We start from the raw sequence: 11,643 nt of genomic DNA on the forward strand, positions 1-11,643 counted from the left end.
ACCCTGCGGATCCCGCTGGGCTGAGCCGGGTTTCGCGGGGCCCGCAGGGCGGTCCGTTTCGCCCGCGGCTCGCGTGGGGGTGACCGGGTCGGCCGACCGCGGCTCGCGCGGGGGCTACCGGTTCGGCATCCACCCGTCCCGGCCGCCGACGCCACCGGAGCGCACCTGGCCCCGCGCACCCTGTCCGCAACCGACGCGCGTCTCCGTACGGCCCCCTCAGAGGCCGACGAAGGGCCAACCGGGTGTGGCCGATCGTCGGTGTCGACGCCGTGGGTCCCGGTGGAAACGTTCCTGATGCGCCGGACATCGACGACCGCCGGGGTCGCGGGCGGCGCTCACCGTAACGAAGGGTTCCAACGATGACAGAGCGCAACGTCTCCCTCCTCGAAGAGATCGCCGAGCAGGACCAGGCCTTCACCTCGGCCGGGCAGGGATGGACCACCACCATCACCTCGCTCACCTGTTACGGCGTCAGCTGGGTCGCCGGAAACAACGGTCAGGTCTGCACCGCGACGGTCGAGTGCCAGAACAACTGCAACTGACACGACGGCCCCGGCGCGTGGTGGCCAGCGCCGCCACGCGCCCCGTCGGAAAGGCGAACGAATGAGTCCCGTAGAGACCTTGGACCGCGTCGAACGGTCGCTGGAGAACGTCTTGTCGGCTGCCGACGAGCCCGAGCGGGCTGCGGCGGCGACGGTGGTCGCCGACCTGCTGAGTGCTCCGGCGCCCCGATCTCTGACGAACGCCGAGCAGACCGCCGTGGTCGACGCGTTGCGGGCGCTCGGACCGACGGCGGGACTCGTCGACCTCGTGGATGCCGTCGCCCGCGCCCTCGCCGGTCCGGAGTCGGCCGAGATGCTGTCGCATCCGGTGATGGATACCGACGGCCGGGCACCCGAACACCTGCGAACGCACCTGCGCGAACGCGCGGCTGATGCGTTCGGGCGCGTCGTGGTGCACCTCGTCGACGACTTCCGGGCCGCGCAGGACGCACCGCACGACGCACCCGCGGGATTCGGTCCGTTCATCGACTGGGTGACCGGCGCCGGACGCGAGCGCCTCTTCACCGACCACGCCCACGCGCTCGCCGCGACGCGGGCCGCCCTTGCGGCATCCGTCCGGGCCCTCCGCGAGATGCTGGACCGCGTCGAAGACGACCGTGTCGCACTCGCCGCACTGACGGGCGGGTCGGACCGTGCGCGGCTGAGTTCCCTGCGTGTGGGAGCCGGCGACACGCACGGCTCCGGACGCGTCGTCACGGTGCTCGAGTTCGATGACGGCGCGCGGGCGGTCTACAAGCCGCGATCGCTCGCCGGCGACAGTGCGTTCGTCGCCGTGCTGCAGTGGGTGGGTCGCGAGACCGGCATCACCCTCCCCTCGGTGCGCACCCTCGACCGCGGCGGCTACGGCTACGCGGAGTTCATCGACCGTATCGGCGACCTCCCGCGCACCCGCGCGCGGTCCTACCTGCGCGATGTCGGGTCGCTGCTGGCGATCCTGCAGGCCCTGCGCGCCAACGACATGCACTTCGAGAACATCGTCATGGGCCCCGAGGGGCCGGTCGTCATCGACGGCGAGACGCTGCTCACCCCGGTGGCCCGGCACCTCCCCGACTACGCCGACGGGGCTGCATCCGATATCGCGGGCCGCACGATCTCTCAGTCGGTGCTCGGGATCGGCATCCTGCCGACGGTCATCGGCGGAGCGAACGACGACCCCGGGCTCGACATCGGTGTCCTCGGCTTCCGCGGGGGACAGCTGAGTCCCTTCCGCAGCGTCGTCATCCGCGACGCCCATTCCCTCGACGTGCACACGGTGCTCGCCCGCACCGAGGTCTCGGGGGACGCGCCGGCCGATACCTTCAGCGTCCTCGACGCCGCCGAGCAGCGCGACGCCGTGCGCGCGGGCTACCGGGCGACGGTGCTCGCCCTCGCCCAGCGGGCCGACGACCTCGCCGACGTCGTCGCGCGCGCCTTCTCGGGCGTACGCGTCCGGCACGTGCCGGCGGCGTCCGCGCTGTACCGCCAGATCCTGACCCTGGCGCACCACCCGCAGGCGTGGAGCGACCGCCACCTGCGGGCCGCCGTGATGTCTCGGGTCGTCCTCCGCCGCGGAGACGCCGCCGATCCCGCGCTGCAGGCGTCGGAGGCCGCGCAACTCGCCCACGGCGACATCCCCCACTTCACGCTTCGCGCGGACTCGACGCTGCTGACCGACTCGGACGGCCGCACGTTCCCCGCGCTGATCGAACGCTCGCCCATCGACAACGCCCGTGACGGCATCTCCGCCCTCGTCGCCGAGCTCGACGCGCAGAACCGTGCCATCGACCTGGCCTTCGTCTCCTCGCTCAGCACCGACGACGACGTCACGGCGTGGCCCGAGTCCCCGTCGCCCGGCGCCGACGACGACGAAGCGTCTGCGGTGGCGCGCGGCATCCTGGACGATCTGGTCGCCTCGGTCGTGCGCGGAACGGCTCCGCGCTTCCCCTCGACGTGGATCGATCCGCAGGTGACCGTGCCCGACCAGGCGCAGTGGTCGCCCGGCACGCTCGGGTACGACCTCTACGGAGGAGCGCCCGGCGTCGCGTTGGCCCTCGCAGCAGGAGCCGCCGTGTTCGGCGACGAACGCTACGCCGACGTCGCCCTCTCGGTCCTCGACCCGATCGCGCGCCAGTTCGCCGACGGAGTGATCGACGAGCTCCCCTTCGCCGTCGGAGGGCTCACCGGCGCCGGCAGCACCGCCTACGCGCTGTCGGTGGGTCACACGCTCCTCGGGCCCGATTCCTTCGCCCTCGATCGCGCGGCGCTCCTTCGGGTGCTCGGGCGGGGAGTCGGTGGTCCGGACCAGTCGTGGGACCTCGTCAGCGGCACGGTCGGCGCGCTCGCCGCCGCGCTGGCCGTCGACGACGGCACCGGAACCGAGACAGTGGAAGCCATCGCCCGCCGTGTCCGCGCGCAGTCGCCGCTCTTCGACGCCGATACCGCCTACACCGGCTACGCGCACGGCGCGGTCGGTGCCGCGTCGGTCCTGCTCCGCGCGGGAGCGCACCTGGACGACTCCGGCCTCGCCGCGGCCGGCTCGCATCTGCTGCGTCGTGTGATGAGCACACGCCGGGAGACCGGCTGGCCGCGCACCTTCGCCGCCGACGACCGCACGGCGGGCCACGCGTGGTGTCACGGATCGACCGGCATGCTGCTCGCGGCCGCCGAAGCGCACGCGATCGATGCGGACCTCGTCTCGTCGGCGCAGCTGGTCGAGCTGTCGAGGGGCGTGCTCGCCGAGGGGCTCGGCAACAACCCCACCCTCTGCCACGGCGACGCGGGCACCATCGACGTGCTCGCCTACGTCGGCACCGTGGCCCCCGACCTCGTCGCCGACGGGCGCCTCGTGGCGCGCCTCACTCCCGGTCTCGCCGCGGGAGCGGCGTCGGCCTTCGTCCGCGCCCGTGCGGGCAGACGCAACCGGTACGGCTTCGTGTCGTCCCTGATGATCGGCTCCGCCGGCACCGCGTGGTCGCTCATGCGCGCGCAGCGCCCGGACCTCCTCCCCAGCGTCCTCGGACTCCACAGACCCCTTCTCGACGAGAAGGCGGAACCCATGCACACCCACGAAGAGAAGGAAGGCACAACATGACCACCAACACGCACAACCGCACCGGCTTCATCGCGGAGGACGACCTCGTCCTGCTCTCGGAGAACGCTCAGGACGTCTCGGCCGGAACGACGACGGCTCCCTGCGCCGTCGCCGGCCTGACGATCGCCGCGACGGCCGCGTTGCCGGGCTTCTGTCCGACCGGGGCGTGCACGACCCGCTGCACCCAGGGCTGAGACCCTCGGGCCTCCGCCGCCCACGGCGGCGGAGGTCCCCTCCCACTTCCCCAGAAAGGACCGCTCCATGCTCACGACGTACGCCATCGACATCGACGCAGCGCTGCACCCCCTCGCCGGGCGTTTCGAGCGGTTCCACGCGGGACTCCTCCGGCGATCGGGCGAGCGTGTGCTGCGGCTCCTCGACGATCGACGCGCAGACCTGCCCGGACTCTCGCCCTCGGCGATCGTGGCGCGCCACCTGGGCGATCTCGCCCACGCGCTCGACGGCGTCAGCATCCGCGCGCTGATCACGCACTTCGTCGACGCCCAGGACAGCGACGGGCGGTCGTACGCCGACCACGCGGAGCGCCTCGACGACCCGGAGCTGCGCCGCGCGATCCTCGACTCCTACCCCGAGCTCGCACGCCTGCGCGAGCTCATCGTCGCGCAGCACGAGCGGGCGCTGGAGGAGTGCCTCGATAGCGCCGCGGCGTCGGCGGCGCTGATCGTCGGACGCTCGCCGGGCGATCTCACCGAGATCGCGCACGTCGGCGGAGACCTGCACCGCGGCGGCCGCAGCGTCCTGATGGTGCAGTGGGGCGATCGTCGCCTGGTCTACAAGCCGGCCCCCGCGCTCTCGAGCAGGGTGCTCGCGCGGGTGCGCGACATCGTCGACCCCTCGCGCGACCTGCTCGGACCTCTCGTCCCCGAGGTGCTGGCCGACGACGGCTCGTCGAGCTGGCACACCTTCGTCGAGCGGGCCGATGTGTTCGATGCCGGCGACGCCGAGCGCTACCTCGCGCGCTTCGGTGCGACCACCGCCCTCGCCACGGCCCTCGGGTCGACCGACCTGCACACCGAGAACATCATCCCCACCGCCGACGGTCCCATGGTCGTCGACGTCGAGACCTTCACCGGCCTGCCCCGCGCCGCCGGCACCGACGCCACCGCCCGCGAGGCCCTGGCGCAACGCCTGGAGGAGAGCGTCTTCCGTACCCTTCTCGTGCCCGGTCGCTTCGTCGGCGGCTCGCTCGACATCGACGTGTCCGCCCTCGGCTCGGTGGAGCGAACGGATGCCATCACCTACTCGTCGTTCGTCGTCACGGGCGTCGGCACCGACGCCATCGGATTCGCAACCGCCGACGGCACGATGGACAGCGGCCACCGCCTCCGCGACCCCGAGGGCGCGACCATCGACCCCCGCCTGCACGCGGGCGCGCTCGCCCGGGGCTACGCGCGGATGCGAGAGATCGTCGTCGACTCGATCGACCGGATCGTCGACGCGGTCGCCATCGAGCAGCCCCTGCGCGTGCGGATCGTGCCCCGACCGACGCGCGTGTACGCACGGTTCATCGAGGCGTCCACCCACCCCGTCTACCTCGCGTCCACCGATGCGCGTCGAGGGCTGTTCCACAAGCTCGGGCGCAGTCAGCTGCCCCTCTCGGCGACCGAGCAGGAGACGCTCGTCGACGCTGAGGCGGATGCGATGTGCAACCTCGACGTCCCGTACTTCGAGCAGGTGGACCGCAACCGGGGTGCCGACCTGGTCTGCTGGCATCCGGACGGGCCGCGCGGCATCCAGGAGGCTCCCTCCGTCGTGGAGTCGGCGACGGCGCACCTGACGACCTTCGCCGCGGGCGGCGGCTCGAATGACGAACGCGACCTGCGCCTCTCGCTCGAGACTTCGACCGACGACGTGTGGCGGGCCCCGCTGCGCGCCGCCGGACAGACCGTGCCGTTCCCCTCGACTCCACTGCCCGACCCCGCGCATCACGTGCGCGGAGCCGACGGGCGCACCTGGCTCACCGCCATCACCGTGGGCGCGGGCTTGCGCCTGGCTCCGCTCACCCTGGCCTTCTTCGAGGGCGGCGGAGCGCTCGTGGCCGCCTCGCATCATCCCGGAATCGATCCCGCCCTCCTCGCCGAAGCGGCCACCGGAGCCGTGCGGCACGACCCGCCCGACGACGACGCGGCACCGCTGCTGCTGTCGCCGTTCATCGGGTTCGTCGCCGAGGAGGTGACGCGGGCCGAACTGCGCCGCAGCGGGATCGACGTCGACGGCGGCGTGCTGTCGGCCCGTCACCTCGACCGGCTGCCCACCGCGTCGCTGGACGACTTCGACTACCTCGGCGGTTTCGGGGGCTACCTCGCCGCCCTCGCGCGGTACCCGCTCACCGACCTCGACCCCGAGCGCGCCCGGGTGGCCGTGCACGGATTCTTGGATGCCACGGGCTCGGCGCTCGCCGACCCGTCGGTGCCGGGGCTCGCCCACGGGCTCGCCGGACGCATCTCGGCGCTGACCGCGGCGCACCGCCTCATCGGCGGCGACGACCGGATCCACCGCGTGGTGGAGGAGCTGTGCCATGCGTTCGACGCGTCCGCTCCCGAGCTGCGCACCGCTGAGGGAGCGCGATCCTGGTGCCGCGGGTATCCCGGCATCCTCGCCGCGGTCGTCGATGCGGCGGTCGAGGTGGGCATCGACCCCCGCTCGCCGGCCATCGTGGACCATGCGCGCACCACGCTGACCGGTCCCCGCCCGGCATCCGAGGCGGTCGACCTCAGCCTGTGCCACGGCGTCGGAGGAGAGGCGCTCACCCTGCACCTGCTCTCGCGCCGTCTCGACGACGCGTGGCTGTCGGAGGTGGCCCAGGATGCCGCCGAGACCGGGCGCGCGGCCGTCCGCGACGGCGCGTGGACCTCGGGGCTGGGGTGCGCCCCGCAGCACGAAGGCTTCCTGCTCGGGTCATCGGGGTGGTTCCTGGCCGAATCCGTCCTCGCCGGCGCTTCGGCGCCCCGGATGCTGGATGTGATCGCATGAGCCGCGTCCGCGTCCGCCCCGTGCGCCAGTTCCTCATGACGGAGTGCGGCCTGTGCTGCGCGGCGATGGTCCTGAGCGCCTACGGTGCGCCCCGCCAGATCGCGAGCCTGCGCCAGGACGTGGTCATCGGTCGCGACGGACTGACGCTGGCGGGCGTCGCCTCGGCTCTGCGCAGTCGGGGGATGCAGACGCGCGTCTATCGTGCGGCGCAGCACGCCGTGCCCGCCGTCACCCTGCCGGCCATCGCGTACTGGGACGCCCAGCACATGGTCGTGGTGGAGCGCATCCACCGCGGATCCTGGACGATCGTCGACCCCGCGGGCGGCCGCTCCACCCTGTCGGATGCCGAGGTCGCGGAGCACTACTCCGGAATCGTCGTCGAGGCAACACCCGGCCCCGATTTCGTCGCCGCGCCCGGGCGTCCGAGCGGCATCTGGAAGACGCTGTGGGGGATGTGCCTCGGCGCCCGGCGGCCCTTCGCCGCAGTGCTGGCCCTGTCGCTGCTGTCGTACCTGCTGATGATCGCCCTGCCTCTGGCGACCGAGCAGGTGGTCGATCTCGCCAGCGCCTCGTCGGAGCCGAACGCCCTGGCGCCGATCTTCGTCGGCGTCGCCGCGGCGGCGGTGCTGTACTTGCTGCTGTCGCTCGCCCGCAGCCTCATCGCCTCCACCGTCGTCGCGCGCATCGGGCTCGCCCTCGGGTCGACCACGTTCGGGAAGCTGCTGCGCCTGCCCTACGCGTTCTTCGCCGCGCGCAGCAACGGCGAGCTGATGTACCGGCTGACGAGTCTCGCCGGCATCCGCGACCTGCTGTCGGGACAGCTCACCAGCGCGCTGCTCGACGTCGGGGCGCTTGTCATCGTGACCGTGTTCGCCTTCGTGCGGGAACCGACCCTCGGCGTCGTGGTGCTCGCGCTCATCGTCGTCATGGCCGGCCTCACCGTGATGGGCGCGAAGGCGTCGCGCCGCATCACCGACGAGGAGATCTCCGCGAACGGTGTGGCGACGGGCATGCAGATCGAGGCCGTCGGCGCCATCGACGTGCTGCGCGTCGCCGGGGTGTCGGGGTCGTTCTTCGCCGAGTGGCGCGGCCACTTCGGTCGGGCCATCGCGCTGCTCGCGCAGCGGATGCGCTTGCAGGGAGCCATCTCGACGGCCACGTCGACCATCCAGGTGTTCGGACCCTTCGCCGTCCTCGCGGTGGGTGTCTCCCTCGCCGATACCGGCGTCGTCGGCCTGGGCGCCGCGGTCGCCCTTCAGGCGCTCACCGCCACGGCCCTGGGCGCCGTGCAGTCCCTCAGCACGTCGGCCATGCAGGTCGCCCAGATGGGGGTCTACGTCGAGCGGCTCGCCGACATCCTCGAGCAGCCCGACGACACCGTCTTCGGTGACGAGCACGCGGACCTGGACGGATCGGTGGAGTTCGTCGACGCCTCCTTCGCGTACCCCGGCGCCGCGACAGAGGCCCTGCGGGGCGTCTCGTTCCGCGTCGAGCCCGGGGAGCGCGTGGCCGTCGTCGGCCCGACGGGTTCGGGCAAGACGACGCTGGCGCAGATGCTCGTGGGCCTGCACGCGGCGTCCGCCGGAGAGGTGCGGATCGGCGGTCGAGCGCTCAGCGAGGTCTCGCCCGAGTCGCTGCAGCGGATCCTCGCGTGGGTGCCGCAGGACGTCCGGCTGAGCAGCCGGTCGGTGGCCAAGAACATCGACTTCGGCAACGAGGATCCGCGTATGGACGAGGTCGTCCGCGCCGCGCACGCGGCAGCCCTCGGGCCGACCGTCGAGGCGATGCCGCTCGGGTATCACACCCACGTCGGCGATCTCGGCGGAGGACTGTCGGGCGGTCAGAAGCAGAGGGTGGCGCTGGCTCGGGCCCTGGTCCGCTCGCCCCGCCTGCTCGTCCTCGACGAGGCGACGAGCGCCCTCGACACGATCACCGAAAGCCGGATCGTCGAGGCCCTCGAAGCGCTGGAGTGCACCCAGATCATCATCGCCCACCGCCTTTCGACGATCGCGCGGGCGGACCGCGTCATCGTCGTCGACGAGGGCCGGATCGTCCAGCAGGGCACTCACGACGAACTCATCGCGTGCGAGGGCACGTACCGGGATCTCGTGCAGGCCCAGTTGGAGGTGCGCGCATGAGAACCACCGCCGCCGAACGCACAGAAGGAGGAAGAAGATGACGACACCCATCGTGGTGGCTGAGGGCCTGTCCAAGAGATTCGGTCGTCGAGACGCCGTCACCGACATGAGCTTCTCGCTGGTCCCCGGACGCGTGCTGGGGCTTCTCGGACCCAACGGGTCGGGGAAGTCGACCACCCTCAAGATGCTCCTCGGACTGATGCGGCCGACCTCGGGTACGGCGCTCATCGAGGGCACGCCCTATGCGCGGCTGCGGGATCCCGCCCGCACCATCGGCGCAGCGCTCGAGAACACGGCGTTCTCACCCGCGCGATCCGGTCGTGATCACCTCCGCATGCTCGCGCCGTACGCCGGCGCTTCGTACGCCGATGTCGATACCGCTCTCGAGACCGTGGGGATCTCGGATGACGCCCACCGGGCCGTGAAGCAGTACTCCCTCGGGATGCGTCAGCGTCTGGCGCTCGCCGCCGCCCTGCTGGGCCGCCCGCGGGTGCTCGTGCTCGACGAGCCCGCGAACGGGCTGGACCCCATCGGTATCACCTGGCTGCGTCAGACGCTCAGCGCCCTGGCCCAGTCGGGCGTGGCCGTGCTGGTGTCGAGCCACCACCTCGCCGAGGTGGACCGGGTGGTTCAGGACGTCGTACTGATGCACCGCGCCCGCACCGTCTTCGCCGGCACGCGCGAAGACCTCCTCCGCGGGGCGTCCGTCCTGACGCTGGCGACGGGGGAGAGGGAGGATGCCGTGCGCAATCTGCTCCGGGAACGATTCGACCTGCGCCCCCTGCCCGATGGCCGGTTCTGGGTGGGCGAGCGCGCGGAGGTGCTGGAGGGCGTGCTGCGCAATCGCGGTATCGACCGGGGGGAGGCGTCGGTGACAGCCGCCGACCTCGAGTCGGCCTTCATGGTGCAGACCGCGACGACGACGGCGGTGGCGCAATGACCGCGTTCGCCACGTCGCTGCGCGTTGAGCAGCGCAAGCTCACGACCGTTCACCTCTGGTGGATCCTGCTGGTGGCGCTGGCCGTGGTGTCGCTTGCCGCCCCCGCGGGACTGGTCGTCATCGCCCGAGCCGCCCCTCTGTCGCCGCTGACCTTCGCCACCTCGACGGAGGTGCTGGTCGCGTTGAACATCATCGGCGCCCTGGGCTACATCGTCCCGCTGGGGATGGGCGTGCTGATGTACTCGAGCGACCTCGCGCGCCGCACCCTGGCGCTGACCCTGCTCGGCGAGCCCCGTCGCCTGCGGGTCTACCTCTCGAAGCTCATCGTCGCCGCAGCCTTCGGAGCCGTCGCCGGTGCGGTGACAGCGGTCGCCGGTGCGCTCAGCGGTGTCCTGGCCTTCCAGGCGACCGGCTCGCTCCCCGGCGACGCCTTCGCGGCGGCCGTCGCGGATCTGCTGCCCGTCATCCCCGTCTTCGCGCTGTGGAGTGCGCTCGGCGTGGGGCTGGGCGCCCTCGTCGGATCCCCCGTCGTCGCGATCGTCGGCGTGGTGGTGGTGACGCAGGTGGTGGAGCCCGTGGCCCGGGTTCTGGCGGCGTCGTCCGGCGTGCCCGACGCGGTGGCGTTCTTCCCCGGTGCGGCGCACGACGCGGCCATCGGCGGAACACTGATGACGCTGGCATCCGGGGCCGAGCCGCCGTCGGCGCTCGTCGGAGCGCTCGTCCTGCTCGCCTACGCGGCGGTGTTCGTGGCGGCTGGCGCGGTGCGCGCGCAGCGCTACGAGCTCACGTGAGCGGGGTTCGCCGAAGGTCCATCGCACGTCTGGCCGATCGGCCGAATCGGCCGCCGGATCGGCCGTCTACCGTGAGAACACTCACCGAGCAGAAGGAGAGATCGTGAACAAGTGGAAGAGCGTCGAGGCGATCGTCGTCGGCGTCTGTGCTGTCGTGGCTGTCGTGCTGGGCCTGTTCGTGGCTCCGCTGGTGCCCGGGTTCGTGCCGAATCTGCAGATCGTCGCGGTGCTGATCGGCGCGGCACTCGCCGTGTACGCGTGGTGGCTGTGGCGTCGAGCCGGCACCTCTGCGAGGGCCGACGCGTCCCCCGGTCCCGCGACGCGCTGATCCCCCGAGGGCCGTGCCCGGCACGACGCCGGCACGGCCCTCGGGCGTCTCCGCGACCGTACGATGGGGCTCCCCGCCCACGCTTCGTAAGGATCGCGCGATGACCGAGAACCCCCTCGCCCACCGCCTCGACTACACGCTCGACGAGCTCGTCGACGGTGCGCTCTCGGCATCCCCTCTCGCTCTTCTGCGGCGCTGGCTCGACGACGCGGCCGACCTGCCGGAGCCGAACGCGATGGTCGTGTCGACGGTGGATGCCGAAGCCCGGCCGACTGCGCACACGGTGCTGCTGCGCGGAGTCGACGACGACGGGGCGCTGTGGTTCTTCACCAATCGGCTGTCGCGCAAGGGCCGGGCGCTGGCTGCGAACCCGGCGGTGTCGATCCTCTTCCCCTGGTACGCGCTGCAGCGCCAGGTCATCGTGCTCGGCACGGCGACGCCCCTGCCGGCGGAGCGGGATGACGCGTACTTCGCCTCCCGTCCGCGCGGTTCGCAACTGTCGGCGTGGGCGAGCCACCAGTCGGAGTCCGTGGCATCCCGAGCCGCCCTCGAGGAGCAGATGGCCGAGGTCAGCGCCCGGTTCCCCGACGACGAGCCTGTGCCGCGGCCGCCGCACTGGGGTGGATACCGGGTGGAGGCGCGCGAGATCGAGTTCTGGCAGGGGCGTCCGTCGCGCCTGCACGACCGGATCGTGTTCACGCGACCGGATGCCGCGGGGGAGTGGACGGCGGTCCGGCGGCAGCCGTGACCCCGTCTCGCCGCGAGGAGCGGAGGGCGCCGCGGCCCTGACGCGTTCCTCCGCGTGGAGCGGAGGGCGCC

The 11,643-nt window shown here is 72.3% G+C and carries 9 protein-coding genes; all 9 read left to right on the forward strand.

Annotated elements, in window-relative coordinates; genetic code table 11:
* Nucleotides 1-359 precede the first annotated feature (359 nt).
* Nucleotides 360-542 carry a plantaricin C family lantibiotic gene (locus RWP81_RS08780; protein WP_314454962.1) on the forward strand — a complete coding sequence of 61 codons (183 nt, stop codon included), beginning with the start codon at nucleotides 360-362 and terminating at the stop codon, nucleotides 540-542.
* Between the two features lie 61 nt (nucleotides 543-603).
* Nucleotides 604-3,633: a type 2 lanthipeptide synthetase LanM family protein gene (locus RWP81_RS08785; RefSeq protein WP_314454965.1), complete on the forward strand. Its 3,030-nt coding sequence runs from the start codon at nucleotides 604-606 to the stop codon at nucleotides 3,631-3,633.
* Complete coding sequence (locus tag RWP81_RS08790) at nucleotides 3,630-3,827, forward strand: class II lanthipeptide, LchA2/BrtA2 family (protein WP_243501602.1); 198 nt, start codon at nucleotides 3,630-3,632, stop codon at nucleotides 3,825-3,827. Before RWP81_RS08785 ends, RWP81_RS08790 begins: the two co-directional genes overlap by 4 nt.
* A gap of 67 nt (nucleotides 3,828-3,894) precedes the next feature.
* Nucleotides 3,895-6,627 (forward strand): DUF4135 domain-containing protein, encoded by a 2,733-nt coding sequence (locus RWP81_RS08795; RefSeq protein ID WP_314454969.1) that lies wholly within the window; start codon nucleotides 3,895-3,897, stop codon nucleotides 6,625-6,627.
* Nucleotides 6,624-8,765: a peptidase domain-containing ABC transporter gene (locus RWP81_RS08800; protein ID WP_314454971.1), complete on the forward strand. Its 2,142-nt coding sequence runs from the start codon at nucleotides 6,624-6,626 to the stop codon at nucleotides 8,763-8,765. The genes RWP81_RS08795 and RWP81_RS08800 overlap by 4 nt, the downstream gene beginning before the upstream one ends.
* A 37-nt stretch (nucleotides 8,766-8,802) precedes the next feature.
* Nucleotides 8,803-9,705: an ATP-binding cassette domain-containing protein gene (locus tag RWP81_RS08805; protein ID WP_314454974.1), complete on the forward strand. Its 903-nt coding sequence runs from the start codon at nucleotides 8,803-8,805 to the stop codon at nucleotides 9,703-9,705.
* Nucleotides 9,702-10,496 (forward strand): hypothetical protein, encoded by a 795-nt coding sequence (locus RWP81_RS08810; RefSeq protein WP_314454976.1) that lies wholly within the window; start codon nucleotides 9,702-9,704, stop codon nucleotides 10,494-10,496. Before RWP81_RS08805 ends, RWP81_RS08810 begins: the two co-directional genes overlap by 4 nt.
* Nucleotides 10,497-10,599: 103 nt before the next feature.
* Nucleotides 10,600-10,824, forward strand: coding sequence for a hypothetical protein (locus tag RWP81_RS08815; protein WP_314454979.1), 225 nt, complete (start codon nucleotides 10,600-10,602; stop codon nucleotides 10,822-10,824).
* 100 nt (nucleotides 10,825-10,924) lie between these two features.
* Entirely contained in the window at nucleotides 10,925-11,572 is a 648-nt protein-coding gene (gene pdxH / locus RWP81_RS08820) for a pyridoxamine 5'-phosphate oxidase (RefSeq protein WP_314454982.1), read from the forward strand.
* The last annotated feature ends 71 nt before the right edge of the window (nucleotides 11,573-11,643 follow it).

This window comes from uncultured Microbacterium sp., assembly GCF_963521695.1.
Classification (GTDB): Bacteria; Actinomycetota; Actinomycetes; order Actinomycetales; family Microbacteriaceae; genus Microbacterium.

Excerpts from the sequence above, each read along its gene's own strand:
- RWP81_RS08805 (WP_314454974.1), top strand. The coding sequence starts at position 8,803 with ATGACGACACCCATCGTGGTGGCTGAGGGCCTGTCCAAGAGATTCGGT.
- RWP81_RS08785 (WP_314454965.1), top strand. The coding sequence starts at position 604 with ATGAGTCCCGTAGAGACCTTGGACCGCGTCGAACGGTCGCTGGAGAAC.
- RWP81_RS08795 (WP_314454969.1), top strand. The coding sequence starts at position 3,895 with ATGCTCACGACGTACGCCATCGACATCGACGCAGCGCTGCACCCCCTC.
- RWP81_RS08790 (WP_243501602.1), top strand. The coding sequence starts at position 3,630 with ATGACCACCAACACGCACAACCGCACCGGCTTCATCGCGGAGGACGAC.
- pdxH (WP_314454982.1), top strand. The coding sequence starts at position 10,925 with ATGACCGAGAACCCCCTCGCCCACCGCCTCGACTACACGCTCGACGAG.
- RWP81_RS08810 (WP_314454976.1), top strand. The coding sequence starts at position 9,702 with ATGACCGCGTTCGCCACGTCGCTGCGCGTTGAGCAGCGCAAGCTCACG.
- RWP81_RS08780 (WP_314454962.1), top strand. The coding sequence starts at position 360 with ATGACAGAGCGCAACGTCTCCCTCCTCGAAGAGATCGCCGAGCAGGAC.
- RWP81_RS08800 (WP_314454971.1), top strand. The coding sequence starts at position 6,624 with ATGAGCCGCGTCCGCGTCCGCCCCGTGCGCCAGTTCCTCATGACGGAG.